This window comes from Paenibacillus lutrae, from assembly GCF_009757775.1.
GTDB classification, from domain to species: domain Bacteria; phylum Bacillota; class Bacilli; order Paenibacillales; family NBRC-103111; genus Paenibacillus_F; species Paenibacillus_F lutrae.
In genome coordinates, this window is the sequence record NZ_RHLK01000009.1 from 165,243 (window position 1) to 182,595 (window position 17,353).

Below are 17,353 nucleotides of genomic sequence, written 5' to 3' on the forward strand. Positions count from 1 at the left end.
GCGTATATCTATTAATTGTTAAACAGGCCGCCAATTAATTTCATATTAGACGAAAGGGAACAAAAATGAAAAAAAAATTAACGGTTATTGCGATCACTGCAGGTATTATCGGAGGCAGTCTTTTAACCGCCAGTGCAGCTTTCGGGGACGCAGACCACATCAAAAATCTGAATGACTTAAAGTCAGCATTTGAATCAAAGAAAAAGAAATTAAACGAGATGCCGAATCAAACACCAGAAGAAATTGAGGCTACGGTTAAAGCTGGTAAAGAGCTCAAAGATTTGGGTAAGGAAGTGGCAAAAGTAGAGCGAATTGTTGATCCCGATCGTGAAGAAGAATTTGCGAATCAACTTAGAAGTCATATAGCTGGTATGAAAGATTCGGTAAGTGAACTAAAACGTATAGCGGAAGAGACAAAAGATAGTCAGTATCTGAAGAAAGCTGAAGAACTGGAGAAGAAAGTTGCCAGGTATGAAAAAGAACAACGGGCATATCTAAACAAAGATCAACCGGGAAAAACAGTGAAAGAATTACGTAAAGAGTTAGATATTCCAGCGAATTAAATAGATTAGTAAGTGAAAACACTCATTCTAATAAAGGACGGGTGTTTTCGTTTCTCTACTGAATTTGTCTGGTTATCTTTCAAAGGGGCCCGGCAGTCATTTAGCTATATTCCTTCGAAACTTTCGAAACCGGCACACGTCTATTGGGTAGTACTGCTACATTTGGCTTCGAATGTGCGTTTTATCAAATATCAAGTTTTTGATATAACATAGTCTTTTACAAAATGAAGCCGACTTAACGTTCGTATCCTCTGAGTGGCATACTAGGGAGGTAAGAAATGCTCAATAATAGATTGAAAGATGACTTGAAAAATAAACTTAGCTCATTAAATACACTAATTTCTCAGCAGCCAGATAATAATTTGAAGGCTGTGGGCAATAGTTTAATAAATAATTTGCTAGTTACGATTGAGTTACCAGAAGTAGTTTTTCAAAAAGTCTTTTACTTTTATCTTGTAAAAGAGTATCCCAATGATGATGCAGAAAAAATTGTTTTTGTAACTTTAGATTTGGATCAAGCAATTGAAAATTATCTAAAAGGTGATCATAGAAGGATAGAAATATGGGCTCAAGGGTATAAACTGAGCGAGTATTGGGGGGATCTTACTCACTTTAATGAAATTAAAGAGACAATAGTTGATTATTTTTATTGATAGGGATGAAGGGAATATGAATCATGAAAAATCTCGCTTCGGAAAGATCATATATGCAGATGGTCAATTAGAGGACGCAAGACTATTTGTGGAATATAAGGATGGGTTTAAATTTCATCTTACGACAGATACTCAAATCCTTTGTTTTGAAGGCATGGATTACTGCGATTGCATGACGAAGTTATTGAAGAAAACAAACTCTACGTTGCTATTAGAAGATGCCCTATTTATTAGAACAAACCAAGCGTCGATGGAGAAAATAATTATCGAGGAAAAGATATTTTTATCAACAGATGATTTGGGAGAGGAAACGCTATTTTTTAGTTTAGGTTGTAGTTACAAGGGGATACAATATAATACAGCGGTAGTCAACGATTTTTCGATAGCCTTACAAGATTTGAGAAATCAGTTACATGTAGAATTTCACATATGCGCGTACTGCCTACGGTCCGACTTTAAGTCTGACGGTGGAGAAGATCTGCGTCATAGTTGGTTTTGCTTTAGGGAGGTAAGGGAATTTAATCCTAATAAACCGTGGTTTCAAAGGGAAGATGAATTTGATGAGGCGATTCCGAATGTGGATGCTTTTTACTGGTGTCCTGCATTTCAATACAAATTTAAAATTCTGACTTTAAGTTTAGTAGTTTAAACCGCAATGCGACTAAGGCCTCGCTTTTCTCCATACTTGTCAATTCGCTTTGTCAGTACTTTTGCCTGCAACCCCTGAAATCAGTCAGATATTTTCCAATGTCAGTATGGACACTGCGTTATATCAAAAAAAGGGCCCGGCTTCAGCCGATTTCGCCTGTCCTATAGACGGAAGTTAGTTCCCTCTCAGTTCAATCGACATAGATTGATAGCATCCTAGAATAGGGGGACTGATCATGGCTAATTTCTATGAAACGATGAGGCTCAAAAACCAGCTTTCACCCACTCTGCTGCGCAAACCTGGTATTTATGGAGTGGGGGTAGGCTATGCGGACCCGGACAAACCGGACCGTGGAGCGGCCATTATCGTCTATTCGCATCCCAATGTTAAACCCGCTGAAATTAGAAGTACGATGTTACAAAAGGCTGGTGTGAGCTTTCCTTTCCGTCTGATTAATACGGATCCGTTTAAACCTCATTCGAAGGTTCAATCAGGCAGCGTGTCCCGCCGCAGGGCGGCACCCCGCAAAAGGGTGAAGGCGGAGTTCTTCCGCAGTCGTCTGCGTCCGGTTCCGGGAGGAGTCAGTATCGGCCGGATTACCGGCTCGCTTGGAATTACGGGAACGGGAGGCCTTATCACTATCCGAAATGGACAATTATATGTGCTGAGCAACAATCATGTAATTGTAGCTGCCAACCGGTTTGCAGCTAATATTCTGCAGCCGGGGCCTTTGGATGGCGGGCAGGCAAGCGACCGGATCGGTGTGTCGGTGAGGTTTGTTCCTTTCCGCATCGGCGGAGTGAACTTCATGGACGCTGCTATCGCGCAGCCTATCACCAACAGTCTTCTGAATCCGAGATATCTGATCAATTCAGGCCGGCTCATTACGCTGCGGGGCCATCTGCTCAGCTACCGCGTGGGAGCGAGCTTCGTTAAATCCGGACGGACCACCGGGTTTGTCAGCGGTGTCGTCGAAAGTATCGGAACGGACCAGCTGGTCGGTCCTTACAGGGAAGTCGGCAATGCGACTCTGTTGTTCCGCAACCAGACGGTAGTTGTGGGCAGCAGTCCTGTCTCGCAAGGCGGCGATTCAGGCTCGGTATGGATTACGAGGGACGGATTTGCAGCTGCGCTGAACTTCGCAGGCAGCGGAAACCGCTCGATCAGCACACCGATTGCCAGTGTCTTATCTACATTCGGATTACGTGTAGCCGCTCCGGCCCCAGGCGGCACATTTAAAGCAGGCGGGAGTAAAGGGGCTGCTCCCCAAGGCAACCATGCTTATGTCCGGCCTCTGCCGGAAGCAGTCCGCAAGCAGATTCGTCCGGTGAGCACCAAGGCGCGGAAATAAAAAAGCCGCGCTCCCGCATAAGGAGTGCAGCCTGAAAGCCTTGTCCGCAGACGGACAAGGCCTTTCTACATATCTTTATCCGCGCAGCAAAGACTCCGCGCCATCAATATAAATTTCGGTACCGGTAATATGAGTCGATTCATTCGACGCAAGGAACAGCACCAGATCGGCGACCTGCTCCGGCTTGCCTGGAGCGTCTCTCAGCGGATGACCGCCTTCCGGGAATTCTATCGGAATCTCCACTTCCTTCAAATCATCCGAAGGATACGTGTTGTCATCAATATTCGTCTCGATGGCTCCCGGACAAATCGCATTGACGCGGATTTTATACCGTGCGAGCTCCAAAGCGGCCATTTTCATAAAAGCGACTTGACCCGCTTTCGTAGATGCATACGTAGAGAATCCGATGTTGGAGAAGACGCGGTTTCCGTTGATGGAGCTGGTGATGATAATGCTGCCGCCTTTTTCTTTCAAATAAGGGATGGCATATTTTACAGTGGCAAAAGTACCGCGCAGGTTGATGTTAACCGTCTGGTCCCATTCCTCCACGGCGAGTGTTTCGATCGGGGCTTTGGCACCGTTGATCCCGGCATTCGCAAAGACAATATCGATCTGTCCGAACTTCTCCGCCGCCTGTTTGAATCCTTGCTCAACCGTCTCCGGTTTCGAAATATCGCATGCGATCACGATGGCCTCGCCGCCCGCTTGTTCGATCGTTTGTTTGGTTTTCTCCGCATTCTCGGGCGTCCGGTCCAGCATAACGACCTTAGCGCCCTGCTCCGCAAGACGGATCGCCGATGCTTGGCCGATTCCTGAGCCGCCTCCCGATACCACGGCAACTTTACCTTCTAAGCGTTTATCTGACATGTTGATATCCTCCTTTAGCTTGTGCAAGTTCAGTTGATCTTTCATGAAATTACCCTTAGGGCAAGGTGTCTGAACCAGTTAAAAAGGACCGGACGTCATCCGCCCGGAGGTCTTCTCATGAGAGGTCGTGCTGCCGGAGATTTCTGATCAGATCAGGTCAGATCAGATCAGATCAGGGCTCCCTCTTCAAGAAAGTATGAGCTTGTTCTTGTCCGGGGACTTTGCCGGGGTGGACCCTCAAAATGCTGCAGGAGAAACTCGCGGAAGGCAATGGCCGCCTTGGACAAATACCGGTTATCCAGCCAGGCGATATGGAAGGTCCTTTGACAGAGCGGTTTGTTGACGGATAGTTTGATGAGCTTTAGATCCTCGCTGCTTTTACACGATCCGATGAACGCGATGCCGAATCCGGAACGGACTAGATCCGCAATGCTGGCGGGGTCTTCCACTTCACATACCACTTTGGGGATAAAGCCTGCATGACGGCAAAACTCGTCATTCATTTTTCGCAGCGGATGCCCTTCTTTGTAGCCTACGAACGATTCCTCAGCGGCTTCGATCAAGTTAATACTCCCTCTACCGGCCAGACGGTGTCCAGGGGGCACAGCCAGGTACACTTCCTCCTTTAATAGAGGCATCTGACGGATGCCGGGATGGTGAAGAGCCATCGCCGTCATATAGAAGTCCGTTTCATTCGTTTCGATAAGCTGTTCCATCTCCTCCATTGAGGCTTGAAGAATGTGAAAATGAACCTGCGGGTGTCTGGATAGAAACTCTTTTAAAGGGTCTCTGATCTGTTCCATGTTAGACAGTGCCAGGTGAATGCGTCCTTGCTCAAGGCCTGCCATGTCCGCCACTTCTCTGCGGCCTTCTTCGAGTAACTGCAGCGCAGCCTGGGCTTTGGCCTGAAAAGCCCGGCCGTAAGGATTGAGGCGTATGTTCCGGCCTTGCCGGTCGAACAAAGGGGTGCCCAGATCTTCCTCCAGTCTTGCGATGGTTTTGCTCAGCGCAGGCTGTGCAATACGGAGCTCCTCCGCTGCCCTTGTGATGTGTTCAAGCCTGGCAACGGTCAGAAAATAGCGGAGTTGAAGCATTTCCATAGAAATCACCTTCCTATTCATATACTGGAGTATATGTATACATAGCGAAATAGATATTATTAATCTGTGCTCAATTTTATTATAGTTATTGCTATCAGGCAAATATTTCCTGTTTACCATTACAAATACAGACTTATTTCAAGGAGGAATTGGCATGCGTATTTTGGTTATTAGCGGTAGTGCAAGAAAACAATCCAATACGGGGATTATTGCCTCGAATATCCGTACCTTGCTTAAAGGGCCGTCTACGGAAGTATTGAATTTTGACGTGGCGGTTCATACGCTTCCTTTATATGCGGGAGATCCATCCGAAGAGAGCCATCTGGAAGTGCAGCGGCTTAGATCTTACGCGGATCAAGCGGACGGATTTATCATTTGCACACCGGAGTACCACAGCGGAATCAGCGGTTCTTTGAAGAACGCGCTCGATTACCTGGGGTTCCCGCATTTCAAAGGAAAACCTTCCGTGATCGTGGCGGTTGCCGGAGGAGGCAAAGGGGGCATCAATGCGCTGAATAATCTCCGTACCGTCTTGCGCGGTGTTTATGCGAATGTGCTCCCGGATCAGCTTGTGATTGATAAAGTTCAGATTGATGCGGGAAGCGGGACCATCGAGCCAGTCGCATTGCAAAAACTGGGCGATGTAACCAGGGAGCTCGTTCGTACGGTCGACCAGATTGCCTTGTACACAGAGTCGCTTCAGAGCAGAGGCGAGGTCGTATGAAAACAGCTGCGATTCCCGGGATGAAGAGCCGGAAATTCAGCAGCGGCGCGAGAATCAAAAGGACCTTCAATTCCACTTTTGGAGTGGTTTTGAAGGTCCTTTTATGTGCTTCTTGAAACGGCGGACGCTGTGATCAGCTCTCTTTCCACGCCTCCAGATAACGCATATGGCTCCGTTTCTGCCATTCGCTGACTTCGTGCCCCGAGAACGGATGCACGTCGATATGCTTCTCCGAGACGATCCGGTTGTAGGCGGCGAAGATCGTTTCCGGCCAGCAGACCATATCCTTGAGACCCGCGCTCATGCGAACGGGAACCCGGATTCGGTGAGCCAGATTCATGATATCAAAATGCGCGAGCGTATCGAGGACCGTGCTCATCCGGTCCGGATTTCGCTTAACGTAATCAGCCGCTTCTTTGAGCGAGCCGACCGAGTGGAGCACGCCGTAATCCAGATAGCACATGTTCGGGATGTCGGCGATGATCAGGGAGACGCTGTCATGCAGCGCGCCTGTAATCAGGGACAGGCCGCCTCCCTGGCTGCCTCCCATGACTGCGATCTTGTCCTTGTTGACTTCGGGGCGGCTCATCACCCAGTCCACGGCTTTGAATGCGTCAATCGTGATCGCCATGTAGTAGCAGCGTTCTTTGTCCAGAATATTCTGGGTGATCCAGCCTACACTTGTCCCCGCATCGTAATCCAGGTTGTTGCCGGTTTCTCCTCCCTGGCCTCTTACATCCAGCGCAAAAACCGCGAATCCCTGGAGCAGCCAGGAGGCGTGTCTCTCCGGAATCCCCTTATCGGCCGTATAGCCGGGGAAACAGACGAGGCAGGGGTAGGTTTCCTTTTGCAGAAAAGACGGGACCAGAAACCATCCTTTGAGCGGAGTATCATCATACCCCTGAAAGGTAACGTGATAGGCATCCACGCCTGCCATAAAGGTTTCCCGCTGAACGGCTTCGGCTTCTAGGGGCTTGTCCTTGAATTTAAGCAGTGTCTCATCCCAGAAGCGGTCAATGGACTCGGGCTCCATCGTCAGCGGACGCTTGTTGTGGTGAAGATCGTGGATCTTTTTCTGGATGGCATTCATTTTCGTACTCCTCCGTAAGTAGTGAAGATTTATTCCAATTATATTCGCAACGGCTGGAAATTACTAGACAACTTGGACCATTAAATTGAATAAGTGTGATCCGGCCTAATCGAATGCAATGTTCTGAAAAGTGCCCGTCTCCGCGGAATGTTTGGCTTTCAGGCAAAGGAGCGCGCTGGTGATTCCTTCATCTAAAGTAGCGGCAGAGGCGGCTTCTCCCCGCATAACCTCGGTGAAATTCCGGGCTAAGTAGGCGTCCCCGCCAAAATGATCTTCACCCGCTCCGATTTCGATCGTCTCTACCCGTGGTGTATGGTGCATGATCACCTTTACTATGCGGGTATAGAAATCGAACTCGACCGTCCCCTTATGTCCGAGAAAACGCGCACCGCGTGCGGCAGCCTCTCTGCGGGCAAAGAAATTCTGGGAATACGAGACGTGCATGCCGCTCTCATAACGGATCAGGGCACTGCCGGAGTCTTCATTGCCCGTGTCTTCCGCATAGCAGCAGTATTCCCATTCCGGCGGGAGGTCTTCCCGGAAAGCGGTGCTTTCCGGACAGGTTCGGTTGTCGCTGCACGCCTTGCATTTCAGCCCGGCAGGCTTCGTGCCTTTGAAGATTTGCTTGGAAGTCATGGCACACAGGGCAGTCGGCCGAGTTCCCAGGATATAATTGATATAGTCAAAATCATGAGTGGCTTTCTGAAGAAAAAGTCCGCCGGTCTCGGCTTCGTCCCGGTACCAGTTCTGGTAATAAACCGATCCGTAAGGGACATTGTTGACGGCTTGTACATGCTCTACGGTTCCGATTCTGCCGGAGTCGATAATTTCTTTCACAGCCTTTACTATAGAAGTAACGCGCAGGGGAAAGGAGACTACGACGGGTGAACGCGAAGACTCATAGGCCAGCTTGAGACAGAGCAAATCTTCCATCGTGGTGGCAACGGGTTTCTCCAGATAGAGCGGCAGACCGCGGGCCAGTACTTTGAGCGCCATAGCCGTATGCAAAGAGCAGCGGGTCCCGATGAGAACACCATTCAGTTCTTCCGCTTCCAGCATGGCGTCCGGCGAGTCGTAGAAACGGATGTCTGTGGGGCCGCTGCTGCTAAGCTCCCTGCGGATGGGTTCCATCTGGATATCGGCTATTGCGGTGACCCGGCAGGCCGGGTCCTGTCTGGTTATTTCTGCGATGACGTGACGAATCCGGGCTCCGTACCCGATAACACCTAATTTCATGACGTGCGTCCCCCTTTTTTTCAATGTGAAGCTATTACCGTTAGTATAAAAGAGGGATTTATATTTATCTTTGTCTCAAACGACGGTTTTTTTGTCCCGAACAAACGATATAAGGGCAGTAAGCCGTATATTAAGAGCCAGACAGCCGGGGGGATGAAAGTGGATGAGCGTGAGGCTAAGCTGAACCGGATGCAGAGAACGTGTCTGAAGCAGATTGTGACGATCAGCCGGATCATTACGATGTATTATTTTGAGCATGGCAAAGATTATGTATTTCAGGGGGAACGCCATAATTTCTGGGAGTTTCTCTATGTGGATAAAGGTGAAATAGAAGTATGGACCGATCATGCGAGTCATTTGCTGAAGCAGGGAACGGTTATTTTTCACCGTCCCAATGAGTTTCACCGCTTTCGGGCGGCCCCGGGCACAGCTCCCAATGTCATCGTGCTGACCTTTGATTGCGATTCAGCAGCCATGGACATCTTGAGCGGACAAGTCATCCGGCTGGAAGACGAGGAGCGCAATGTCCTGGCTCAGCTTGTACAAGAAGGCGAGAATGCGTTCGAGTTTCCGTTCGAATATCCGCTGAAGCGAAAACAGGAGGCTCCGGAAGGTGCGGAACAATTGTTTCGCTGTTACCTGGAAATCTTTCTGCTGAGACTGATGAGACGTGCTCCGCTGGAGTCCGGGCATTCCACTGCCGCTGCTGTTAAGCAGTTGTCCACACCTGCCCAAGAGCGCAGCCAAGCCGAATTGACGGAGAGGATTATCCGCTGCTTGGAAGGAAATTTGGAAGCACCTCTGACGGTAGAGACACTCAGCAGGCAGTTTCATCTGAGCCAGACCCGGCTCAAGGAGTTGTTTAAGTCTCAGACAGGAATGACACTCATGAAATATTGGACCCGGTTGAAAATCGACAGGGCCAAGCTGCTCATCCGGGAAGAAACCTGCAACTATACGGAGATTGCGCAGCAGCTCGGATACGGGAGTGTTCATTCTTTTTCCCGGATGTTCAAGCAAGCGTCCGGTATGAGCCCAACCGAGTATGCAAGATCGATCAAGGCGAGGATGGGGCATACGGAGTAGGTGCATAGAAAGAGAGACATAGCGGGACCCTTATCCTACAGAAGAAATTAGCCCTTCATTTATCCTGTCATGAACAGGTGAAAGGCCTAACGTGCTGCCGTATAAGTGCATAGCGCTGGCAAAGCATACGGCAGTCTCCACGGACTCAGCCGACCAGCAGTGACTCCGCGCCATCCATATAAATCTCGGTTCCGGTCACATGAGAGGACTCATCCGAGGCAAGGAACAGGACAAGATCGGCGACCTCTTCGGGTTTCCCGGATTCACCCTTGAGTGGCTGGCCTCCTTGTGGAAATTTTACCGGGATTTCCACTTCCTCCAGGTCCTCGGACCGGTAGGTGTTGTCTGCGCTGTTTGTGGCAATCGCTCCCGGACAGATGGCGTTAACACGGATTTTGTACTTCGCGAGCTCCAGCGCCGCCATTTTCATAAAAGCGATCTGCCCGGCCTTGGTTGTAGAGTAGGCGGAGAAGCCGATATTGGAGAAAACGCGGTTGCCGTTAATCGAGCTGGTGATGATGACGCTGCCGCCGCTTTTTTTCAGAAAAGGAATGGCATACTTAACGGTAGCGAATGTGCCGCGCAGATTGATGTTCATCGGGTAGTCCCATTCTTCGATCTCCATCGTCTCAATGGGAGCCAGCTTGCCGTTCAATCCGGCATTGGCGAATACGATATCCAGCCTGCCGAATATATCCACAGCCTGCTTCATACCCTGCTCGATCATCTCCGGTTTGGACACGTCACACTCGATTACAAGAGCCTGACCGCCCGCGCTCTCAATCAGCCTCTTCGTTTCTTCGGCTTTCTCCGGTGTGCGGTCCAGCATCACGATCTTCGCACCCTGCTCCGCCATCCGGATTGCGCCCGCTTTGCCGATCCCCGAGCCGCCTCCTGTCACCACAGCAACTTTGCCATCCAGCCGTTTATCCGCCATGATTCAGCCTCCTTGTTATCGTTGAGTGTTTACATGGCGAATTTACCACCGGGGCAAGTGGAATGAACCATAGAACGGATTCGCTCCCCTTGGTATCGTTACGTATGCCGGCGGTTCCATAAGTGGATTTTTACAAATCCGGGACGTATAGGACAGCCTTGATGTCGAAGGAAATAAGCAGCATATGCAGGAGACTTATTTTAGAAAATGGAGATGAATCTAAGTGGCTGTCTACAATAAACTAGTCCGGGATCGTATACCGGATATTATCCGCGAGAATGGACAGGCGTGCCGGACAAGAATCTTGACGGAGCCGGAATATAAGCAGGAGCTGCACAAGAAGCTGCATGAAGAGCTTCGGGAATATCTGGATGCCTCCGTACAGGACGACCGTCATGCGGTAGAGGAACTTGCCGATCTGCTTGAAGTGATACAAGCTCTAGCCGGTGTACACCACTGTTCCGTTCAGGAGCTGGAAGCTGTGCGGGAAGAGAAAGCGGCGGAGAGAGGCGGATTTAAGGCGAAAGTTTATCTGATGGAGACGACGGGCTGATTGGTGATGAGAAGAGGGAGAAAAAGAAATAAGCTGAAGGTCTCAGAGCTTGAGACATCAGCTTATTTCTTTTGTATAGTTGTATTCTATTGATTGCTTATATTCTTATAGGCAGATAAATCGGGCGAGCTTTTAACGGAGATTTCAGAGTCAATTTCTAGACTTAGCATTTCATTGGATTGGAAAAGAGTATTGTTTTTATAGGAATGATATTTGACTACAATGCCGGTTTGGTCATCGACCCAAATTTTAATAAGGTTTCCAAGACTAGATTGCTGAATATCCATAGGGATGATGGACAAAACGGACACATTTCTGTTCAGCAGTTTTTCCGTCCCCAGATAGTCTACTTTTTCTGCTCTCATCATGACACCTAGAGCCAGATCTTGAGGGAATATCAAATTGTTAGAAGTCGCCGTGCCTACAAAAATAGGATTTTTTCTGGGATGAAATTGTATGTCGCCCTGTTCGTTGAATTCGACTCTTTTCTTCGGTTTATCTTTCCACTTTTCACTATTTTCTTTAGAGATTTTATGTTGAGTGAATTCCTTTTTAACAGGATCCTCGACTAAAAATTGATCATTCTGATATTCGTTTATTACTTTCCCATCTGTATAGGTAGTTCTAGCCGAAGCCGTGAATTTACGGGCTGTGTTTATTTCAATCTCCGTCACATTCGATTGTTCATTGACTCCCTCTGTTTTAATTTTCGTTTTAATCGTTTTGAAATGATCAATGGAATCTAGCATTTTATTCACCGTAGTTTGAGCTTGATCCGGGAGTATGGCCAGCGTATTCGCTTCCCCTGAATTTCCGAAGAAAAATGATGCGCCAGCTATAGCTAGTAAAAATGAGCCTGCAAGAATGATCCTCTTTATTTTCAAAGTAATCTCTCCCTTGGATTAATCAATAAATTTGCATCCAAACATATCCATCTATCGTTGTCCAAAACTTCTGAGATAAAATAATTATGAACGGTTGTTACAACCCATTGCAGAAAAGATTGTATATTCTTATCATTTTTATCCCATATTTGTATAATATCCAATTTTTATATCATGGGTTATTTAGAATTGTCAATAAATTATTATTGGTTTGGTCTATACGGCAACCAATTAGAAGCAAGAGCGCAGGGGCCTTCACTGCAGGACAATTTTAATTATCTATATGACGGTCATCGAGATGTAAGAGGTATTGCAACTCCCGCAGGTGAAATTGCAGCCACCTATCAATATGATCCATGGGGACAAGTAACCGGACAGACCGGATCCATTCATCAGCCTATCGGATATGCGGGACAATACACCGATCAGACGGGGCTTCAATATCTTAAGGCGAGGGTAATCCGGTAAAATACTATGATCCAAGCGGTAACGTGATTGAGACTCTTGCTGACATGGCAAGTATAGGGTATAGTGCGTTTCAGCTCTATGAAGACCCAAGCTTGTCTAACGGTTTGTATTTAGCGTGGGATGCGGGTGCCGCACTAACTAAAAGACCATGGTGTTGGGCGCTTTGATGCTGATTATGATATTGCTCAAGCTTGGGAACGTCTACAAAAAGGGACGTACAAGCAAAGAGATATAGATTTACTAAATCATGAATTGTTTGAGTCGAGATTCGAAGGAATCTTCAAAACAAATTATAGGACAGCACATGATAAAACTTTAGAATCAGGTCGTCCGTGGAATCCATAATAAGGAGGAGACATATCTTGGCTTCATTCGTTTTGTTACTTAAGGAAATGGAAGATGAGGAAAAGGTTATTTATAAATTTGGTCCGAATGAGATTGTTATGGGGAGAATTGAATTAGATAAAATAACAAGAAAGTTTGCCGAATTAGACCCGATTCCTGACCCGAACATTTCAACAAAATTTTATTTCGACAGAGCAGCACAAAAGTTATCAGTTTGTTTCATTAGGGAAAATGGACATTTCCCCGATAGAACTACATTTGAATCTTAATGTTAATGAAAACCTTGATTGGCTTCGTGCCTTTCAAGGTTTTTTCATTGGTGGGGCTACCCAGTGCCGAATGAACCCATTCTACAAGCAAAAACACATCTAAACCATGTAATACTCGTATAAAGAAATCGTCATTTCGGTTGTACGGACAAAAAAGCTTGATTTTATAACCTAAATAAAGCTACTGCGTGAAGATAAACAGGTCGATTATGGTTAGAACCATCATGATTGACTTGTTTCTGTTATCATCGTTTTCTTGCGTTTCTTCAAGCTTAAATCGTTACACCTATGGCGAGGGTAAGCCGGTAAAATACTATGATCCAAGCGGCAACGTGATTGAGACCCTTGCTGACATGGCAAGTATAGGGTATAGTGCGTTTCAACTCTATGAAGACCCAAGCTTGTCTAACGGTTTGTATTTAGCGTGGGATGCGGGTGCCGCACTAACTCCGTTTGTCCCAGGTTCTTATGTCGGTAAGACAGCGGGTACCGCCGCAAAATGGAGTGATCGGGCACAAGATGCCTACGAACTCGTCAATATAGGATCGAATCTTTCTCAGGCCCTTAGCAACATGTCTGACTGCTATGATGTGGGTGTGAACTTATATCATTTCATCGGCAGTATGGATTGCAATATTTACAGCAGAGCCCACCGCAAAGTTGATATGAACCTGGGGATTATTCCGGGTAACGGTAGACGGAGTGTGGGTGAGGGAACGGGTAAAGTTCCAACACCGAAGTATGTTCCCAAGGATGCTAACGACAACCCCATACCTCTTCCTAGAACTGACGGAACAATGATAAATGGTACTGTTCATGTGCCTGAATCAATGAATCCCCATACTCAAATTGGATGGCAAAAAGGTAGAAAAGGAGATTATATTCAAACCCTTGAGTGGGGAGAAAATGGTGTTCCAGTGAAACGTACAGATTGGACTGACCATGGTCGTCCGCAGAATCATACCAATCCACATGACCATCCCGCAGTTTTTCAAGATGGGTCCTGGAGTTTTAAGTGATGGAGGTGGGAAATTTGGAGGACAATAATCTCAAAAAACCTACGTTTATACTTAGATTAAGTAGGGGGCATTTCCAAAGTGAGATAAGTTGTTCAGGAAAACAGTTAGTTCAAATACTAACCTGTATACAACATGAAACTTCTAATCTTACTTGGTTTGCTTTTGATGTGTTTGGTAGCGGTAATCAAGTATCTGAAGTGTTATTTCCCAATCCATATTCAGAAATTTTAAGCACATATGAACTGATTAAAAAGGCAGAAGAAATAATCCAGTTCCATTCGGGGGTGTTCATAGGGATTAAGAAGGGCAAAAAGATTGGATGGGATTCTAATACATTACCGGAAACTGAAGAAGGTGAAGGATTACAACATCCTGAGGCAGAAATAGAAATTCGTCCATTTGATACTTCGTATTTTGAAGTTTACGGTATGGATATTGATATCGGAAATAAAATAAAATCTTGTTTTATGTAATTGTTTGGTAGCATCAGTAGAATATTTTACTGATGCTTTTTTTATGGTTGATGGGCTACCCGGTATCATCCCAGATTGGACCACGCCGAACCTCTTGATACCCGATTTTTTTTTATTGAGTTCGATGACATGGCTATTTGTTACTTCGGTATGAGTGTAAATTAAACCAACATGATGATATTGAGCTTCTTCCTCCAACTTGAGTTTTAGCTTTGTGGCTAATTTCCGTCTACGATAGTTCGGATGAACCCATAATTGAAATATTTGAATAAATCGACCATCACTTTGAAATAATTTTCGGTCTATTTCGTTGAAAATTGTTTTCCAAGGATACATGGAATCCCTGTTTGCTACGGAATACATTAACATAGCAATTGGTTTGTTATAAACAGAGTCCTCAATAATAAATGCACCTTTATCTAGATCAGTGAGATACCTTTGTATTTTCTGATTATGTTCTTCTTTTTCTCGGTCGGTCATTTCAGCTTCATTTGTAACTGTGTACCCATCGTTTTTTAAGTTAATATGAACCAGAAACTTATGGTCAGACATATTAGCATTTCGCATGTTTAGCATCCTATCACCTCACTTATAATCCAGATTTTATCACATATTCTATAAATCCTCTTGCTTCGCAGAGCTGCCCGTTCGCTTATTGATCGCCGCAGAACATCGCTTGTACCATAAGTATTTATAATAGGGCTGTAGATCTGCTCGTTTATTTCCTTATGTGCCATAATGTAAACTATCCTTCTTCTATCATGACTCCTCTTATATTTCAGTCAGAAGCTTTTTTGCTAATAATGGACTACGAAAAACCCAACTAAAAAAGGAGTGAACCCGATGAGCGCCAAAACAAATGCCTGCCGCCTGCTGGACAAGCTCGGCATTTCCTATACACTGCATGAGTATGAATGGGACGAAGATCATCTCGATGCAGGGACCGTTGCTGGCAAGGTCGGACTTGATGTGCAGCATCTATACAAGACGCTTGTTCTCCGCGGCGACAAAACCGGGATTGTGATGGCCTGTATCCCTGGAGACCGGGAACTTGATCTGAAGGCACTTGCGGCAGGAAGCGGCAATAAGAAGGTCGAGATGGTGCCTGTCAAAGAAATTCAAGCCCTGACTGGTTACATAAGGGGCGGGGTATCGCCGCTCGGCGCTAAGAAGAAATATCCGCTGTATCTCGACAAGCAGGTGCTTCAGGTTGATCCGGTCAGCATCAGCGCGGGGCGCAGAGGCCTTCAAATATTTGTGAAGGGGACGGATCTGGCGGCGGCTTCCGAGGCCATTCTGTCGGATATAACGTAGCAGAGCCCTTCACAAACAAAAGGACAAGCGGACCCGACGAATCGGGGACAGCTTGTCCTTCTCATGTGAGGCTCTTACTTGAGTAAAATTACTTGCTTACGGTCTGCGGTTCCGGGTATTCAACTCCGAGTGTATCCACCGTTACTTTTTTCATTACCGGAGGGGTGTTCGGACGATCCTGCGCGCCTTTAGGCGAGTTGACGATCTCGTCCACGACTTCCATACCCTCGGTTACTTTGCCGAAGGAAGCATACTGGTTATCCAGGTGCTCAGCATCCGCTACCATCACGAAGAACTGGGAACCTGCGGAATCCAGATCCTGCGCACGTGCCATCGACAGGATGCCGCGTGTGTGCTTCAGGTTGTTCTTGAAGCCATTGGAAGTGAATTCTCCTTTAATGCCATAGCCGGGACCGCCCATGCCGGTGCCCTCAGGATCGCCGCCCTGAATCATGAAGCCTGGGATGACACGGTGGAAAATCGTACCGTCATATTTGCCCTTTTTGATCAGGGAAATAAAGTTGTTGACGGTATTGGGCGCGACTTGCGGATATAGCTCGGCCTTGATCTTCTTGCCGTTGTCCATCTCGATCGTGACGATCGGATTTTTGCCGTCGGTCTTCGGCTCATCGCTTGGGGACGGGCTTGGTGTTGCTGTTGCCGGAGGAGTCGCCGTAGCGCCTCCTGTTCCTGCTTCCGGCGCAGCTTTCCCGCATCCTGCCAGGATGAGCAGTGCGGTCATGAGCATGGCCATCAGAATTACTGTACTTCTACGCTTGCCTGTCATCTTCATACCACCTTATTGAGTCGATTTGTATACTATCATACCTTGTTTAGGTGATGATTGTAAATTTTGGAGAGGGAGGAGAAAAGATTCTATCTCTATATCATATACCGGTAAAAATTGACTCCTTGAATCGAATATGCTAAATTGAATGAAGTACATATATTGCGCGCAATTAAATTGTGTGTATAACAAAAATCCGGCACATGCAAACGACTTCGACATGCCCGGACCAACGGAGGCGTCCTATACTATGAGCGTTTATGAATATTCGGCCCGCAACATTCGCGGCACAGAAACGAAGCTCGAAGAATACAAGGGCAAGGTTCTCGTCCTGGTGAACACAGCCAGCAAATGCGGCTTCACCTCCCAGTATGCGGATTTGCAGAAGCTATACGACAAATACCGCGACCGGGGACTCGTGGTTCTCGGGTTTCCATGCAACCAGTTTGGCGAGCAGGAGCCGGGCACGAACGAAGAGGTCCATACGTTCTGCCAGCTTACCTATGGCGTGAGTTTCCCGCTCTTCGAGAAAATCGACGTCCGTGGAGAGGACAAGCATCCGCTGTTCGCTTATTTGACGGAGCAGAAGCCGTTCGAAGGCTTTGATCTGAATCACCCTTCCGGCAAAATGCTGAATGCATTCATCCAGGAAAAGCAGCCCCACCTGCTGCACGGCAACGACGTGAAATGGAACTTCACCAAGTTCCTGGTTAGCCGTGACGGTGAAGTTGTACAGCGTTTCGAATCCACGGTTGATCCGCTCGACATGGAGCAGGAGATTGAGGCCGTGCTGTAACGCGGAGTTATATCCTATACTTCTATACAAGAAAAGGAACCTACGTTAAGCCGTAGGTTCCTTCAGCCTGTAGACAAAGTTCCGTAAGGAGCAGGGTCTACAGGCTTTTTTATCGAATTAGTAAGTAAAACGGTGAGCCGAGGTGTAAAAAATGCTGAGTAAGAGCAATAACGAAGGTCGCTTTCAAGT

The 17,353-nt window shown here is 46.9% G+C and carries 21 protein-coding genes; 13 read left to right on the plus strand and 8 right to left on the minus strand.

What is annotated here, in order from left to right; translation table 11 throughout:
• Positions 1-65 precede the first annotated feature (65 nt).
• The 4 genes from EDM21_RS16295 to EDM21_RS16310 all read left to right on the plus strand — a co-directional run bounded on the left by EDM21_RS16295 (position 66) and on the right by EDM21_RS16310 (position 3,216).
• Positions 66-563 carry a hypothetical protein gene (locus EDM21_RS16295; protein ID WP_157337108.1) on the plus strand — a complete coding sequence of 166 codons (498 nt, stop codon included), beginning with the start codon at positions 66-68 and terminating at the stop codon, positions 561-563.
• Positions 564-841: 278 nt separating this feature from the next.
• The gene (locus EDM21_RS16300; protein WP_157337110.1) at positions 842-1,216 is read left to right on the plus strand and encodes a hypothetical protein; all 375 of its coding nucleotides are present in this window, start codon (positions 842-844) and stop codon (positions 1,214-1,216) included.
• A gap of 16 nt (positions 1,217-1,232) precedes the next feature.
• Positions 1,233-1,865 (plus strand): hypothetical protein, encoded by a 633-nt coding sequence (locus EDM21_RS16305; protein ID WP_157337112.1) that lies wholly within the window; start codon positions 1,233-1,235, stop codon positions 1,863-1,865.
• Positions 1,866-2,100: 235 nt separating this feature from the next.
• On the plus strand, positions 2,101-3,216 hold the full coding sequence (locus EDM21_RS16310) for a chymotrypsin family serine protease (protein ID WP_157337114.1): 1,116 nt from the start codon (positions 2,101-2,103) through the stop codon (positions 3,214-3,216).
• A gap of 75 nt (positions 3,217-3,291) precedes the next feature.
• Here EDM21_RS16310 and EDM21_RS16315 read toward each other — a convergent pair whose 3' ends face one another.
• Both EDM21_RS16315 and EDM21_RS16320 read right to left on the minus strand, forming a co-directional pair.
• Positions 3,292-4,083: an SDR family oxidoreductase gene (locus tag EDM21_RS16315; protein ID WP_157337116.1), complete on the minus strand. Its 792-nt coding sequence runs from the start codon at positions 4,081-4,083 to the stop codon at positions 3,292-3,294.
• Positions 4,084-4,250: 167 nt separating this feature from the next.
• The gene (locus EDM21_RS16320; protein WP_157337118.1) at positions 4,251-5,183 is read right to left on the minus strand and encodes a LysR family transcriptional regulator; all 933 of its coding nucleotides are present in this window, start codon (positions 5,181-5,183) and stop codon (positions 4,251-4,253) included.
• Between the two features lie 154 nt (positions 5,184-5,337).
• On the opposite strand from EDM21_RS16320, the gene EDM21_RS16325 reads away from it, so the two are divergent.
• A complete protein-coding gene (locus EDM21_RS16325) occupies positions 5,338-5,907 on the plus strand; it encodes an NADPH-dependent FMN reductase (protein WP_157337120.1) in 570 nt (189 codons plus the stop codon).
• Positions 5,908-6,040: 133 nt separating this feature from the next.
• Here EDM21_RS16325 and EDM21_RS16330 read toward each other — a convergent pair whose 3' ends face one another.
• Positions 6,041-6,997, minus strand: a complete 957-nt coding sequence (locus EDM21_RS16330; RefSeq protein WP_157337122.1) for an acetylxylan esterase — start codon at positions 6,995-6,997, stop codon at positions 6,041-6,043.
• 105 nt (positions 6,998-7,102) lie between these two features.
• On the minus strand, positions 7,103-8,233 hold the full coding sequence (locus EDM21_RS16335) for a Gfo/Idh/MocA family protein (RefSeq protein WP_157337123.1): 1,131 nt from the start codon (positions 8,231-8,233) through the stop codon (positions 7,103-7,105).
• Positions 8,234-8,386: 153 nt separating this feature from the next.
• Between EDM21_RS16335 and EDM21_RS16340 the strand changes: the two genes are divergently transcribed.
• Positions 8,387-9,319 (plus strand): AraC family transcriptional regulator, encoded by a 933-nt coding sequence (locus EDM21_RS16340; RefSeq protein ID WP_157337125.1) that lies wholly within the window; start codon positions 8,387-8,389, stop codon positions 9,317-9,319.
• Between the two features lie 145 nt (positions 9,320-9,464).
• Here EDM21_RS16340 and EDM21_RS16345 read toward each other — a convergent pair whose 3' ends face one another.
• On the minus strand, positions 9,465-10,256 hold the full coding sequence (locus EDM21_RS16345) for an SDR family oxidoreductase (RefSeq protein ID WP_157337127.1): 792 nt from the start codon (positions 10,254-10,256) through the stop codon (positions 9,465-9,467).
• A 223-nt stretch (positions 10,257-10,479) separates the two neighbouring features.
• On the opposite strand from EDM21_RS16345, the gene EDM21_RS16350 reads away from it, so the two are divergent.
• The gene (locus EDM21_RS16350) at positions 10,480-10,809 is read left to right on the plus strand and encodes a nucleoside triphosphate pyrophosphohydrolase family protein (protein ID WP_166542055.1); all 330 of its coding nucleotides are present in this window, start codon (positions 10,480-10,482) and stop codon (positions 10,807-10,809) included.
• 86 nt (positions 10,810-10,895) lie between these two features.
• On the opposite strand, the gene EDM21_RS16355 is transcribed toward EDM21_RS16350, so the two are convergent.
• Positions 10,896-11,693: a hypothetical protein gene (locus EDM21_RS16355; protein WP_157337129.1), complete on the minus strand. Its 798-nt coding sequence runs from the start codon at positions 11,691-11,693 to the stop codon at positions 10,896-10,898.
• A 189-nt stretch (positions 11,694-11,882) separates the two neighbouring features.
• Here EDM21_RS16355 and EDM21_RS16360 point away from each other — a divergent pair, with 189 nt between their 5' ends.
• From EDM21_RS16360 to EDM21_RS24630, 4 genes are all read left to right on the plus strand, one after another.
• Positions 11,883-12,161: an RHS repeat-associated core domain-containing protein gene (locus EDM21_RS16360; RefSeq protein ID WP_157337132.1), complete on the plus strand. Its 279-nt coding sequence runs from the start codon at positions 11,883-11,885 to the stop codon at positions 12,159-12,161.
• A gap of 362 nt (positions 12,162-12,523) precedes the next feature.
• Positions 12,524-12,775, plus strand: a complete 252-nt coding sequence (locus EDM21_RS16365) for a hypothetical protein (protein ID WP_157337134.1) — start codon at positions 12,524-12,526, stop codon at positions 12,773-12,775.
• Between the two features lie 209 nt (positions 12,776-12,984).
• Positions 12,985-13,794, plus strand: coding sequence for a hypothetical protein (locus tag EDM21_RS16370; RefSeq protein WP_157337136.1), 810 nt, complete (start codon positions 12,985-12,987; stop codon positions 13,792-13,794).
• Positions 13,795-13,808: 14 nt separating this feature from the next.
• Positions 13,809-14,267 (plus strand): hypothetical protein, encoded by a 459-nt coding sequence (locus EDM21_RS24630; RefSeq protein WP_166542041.1) that lies wholly within the window; start codon positions 13,809-13,811, stop codon positions 14,265-14,267.
• Here EDM21_RS24630 and EDM21_RS25575 read toward each other — a convergent pair.
• On the minus strand, positions 14,157-14,843 hold the full coding sequence (locus EDM21_RS25575) for a GNAT family N-acetyltransferase (RefSeq protein ID WP_420850669.1): 687 nt from the start codon (positions 14,841-14,843) through the stop codon (positions 14,157-14,159). The two genes, EDM21_RS24630 and EDM21_RS25575, sit on opposite strands and share 111 nt — an antisense overlap.
• A 267-nt stretch (positions 14,844-15,110) precedes the next feature.
• Here EDM21_RS25575 and ybaK point away from each other — a divergent pair, with 267 nt between their 5' ends.
• Positions 15,111-15,581: a Cys-tRNA(Pro) deacylase gene (gene ybaK, locus EDM21_RS16380; protein ID WP_157337139.1), complete on the plus strand. Its 471-nt coding sequence runs from the start codon at positions 15,111-15,113 to the stop codon at positions 15,579-15,581.
• 88 nt (positions 15,582-15,669) lie between these two features.
• On the opposite strand, the gene EDM21_RS16385 is transcribed toward ybaK, so the two are convergent.
• Positions 15,670-16,368 (minus strand): peptidylprolyl isomerase, encoded by a 699-nt coding sequence (locus EDM21_RS16385; protein ID WP_157337141.1) that lies wholly within the window; start codon positions 16,366-16,368, stop codon positions 15,670-15,672.
• 250 nt (positions 16,369-16,618) lie between these two features.
• Here EDM21_RS16385 and EDM21_RS16390 point away from each other — a divergent pair, with 250 nt between their 5' ends.
• Positions 16,619-17,164 carry a glutathione peroxidase gene (locus EDM21_RS16390; RefSeq protein WP_157337143.1) on the plus strand — a complete coding sequence of 182 codons (546 nt, stop codon included), beginning with the start codon at positions 16,619-16,621 and terminating at the stop codon, positions 17,162-17,164.
• The last annotated feature ends 189 nt before the right edge of the window (positions 17,165-17,353 follow it).

Bases quoted from the DNA above. Each gene is read 5' to 3' on its own strand.
- EDM21_RS16295 (WP_157337108.1), top strand. From the start codon at position 66: ATGAAAAAAAAATTAACGGTTATTGCGATCACTGCAGGTATTATCGGA.
- EDM21_RS16300 (WP_157337110.1), top strand. From the start codon at position 842: ATGCTCAATAATAGATTGAAAGATGACTTGAAAAATAAACTTAGCTCA.
- EDM21_RS16305 (WP_157337112.1), top strand. From the start codon at position 1,233: ATGAATCATGAAAAATCTCGCTTCGGAAAGATCATATATGCAGATGGT.
- EDM21_RS16310 (WP_157337114.1), top strand. From the start codon at position 2,101: ATGGCTAATTTCTATGAAACGATGAGGCTCAAAAACCAGCTTTCACCC.
- EDM21_RS16315 (WP_157337116.1), bottom strand. From the start codon at position 4,083: ATGTCAGATAAACGCTTAGAAGGTAAAGTTGCCGTGGTATCGGGAGGC.
- EDM21_RS16320 (WP_157337118.1), bottom strand. From the start codon at position 5,183: ATGGAAATGCTTCAACTCCGCTATTTTCTGACCGTTGCCAGGCTTGAA.
- EDM21_RS16325 (WP_157337120.1), top strand. From the start codon at position 5,338: ATGCGTATTTTGGTTATTAGCGGTAGTGCAAGAAAACAATCCAATACG.
- EDM21_RS16330 (WP_157337122.1), bottom strand. From the start codon at position 6,997: ATGAATGCCATCCAGAAAAAGATCCACGATCTTCACCACAACAAGCGT.
- EDM21_RS16335 (WP_157337123.1), bottom strand. From the start codon at position 8,233: ATGAAATTAGGTGTTATCGGGTACGGAGCCCGGATTCGTCACGTCATC.
- EDM21_RS16340 (WP_157337125.1), top strand. From the start codon at position 8,387: ATGAAAGTGGATGAGCGTGAGGCTAAGCTGAACCGGATGCAGAGAACG.
- EDM21_RS16345 (WP_157337127.1), bottom strand. From the start codon at position 10,256: ATGGCGGATAAACGGCTGGATGGCAAAGTTGCTGTGGTGACAGGAGGC.
- EDM21_RS16370 (WP_157337136.1), top strand. From the start codon at position 12,985: ATGGTTAGAACCATCATGATTGACTTGTTTCTGTTATCATCGTTTTCT.
- EDM21_RS25575 (WP_420850669.1), bottom strand. From the start codon at position 14,843: ATGCTAAACATGCGAAATGCTAATATGTCTGACCATAAGTTTCTGGTT.
- ybaK (WP_157337139.1), top strand. From the start codon at position 15,111: ATGAGCGCCAAAACAAATGCCTGCCGCCTGCTGGACAAGCTCGGCATT.
- EDM21_RS16385 (WP_157337141.1), bottom strand. From the start codon at position 16,368: ATGACAGGCAAGCGTAGAAGTACAGTAATTCTGATGGCCATGCTCATG.
- EDM21_RS16390 (WP_157337143.1), top strand. From the start codon at position 16,619: ATGAGCGTTTATGAATATTCGGCCCGCAACATTCGCGGCACAGAAACG.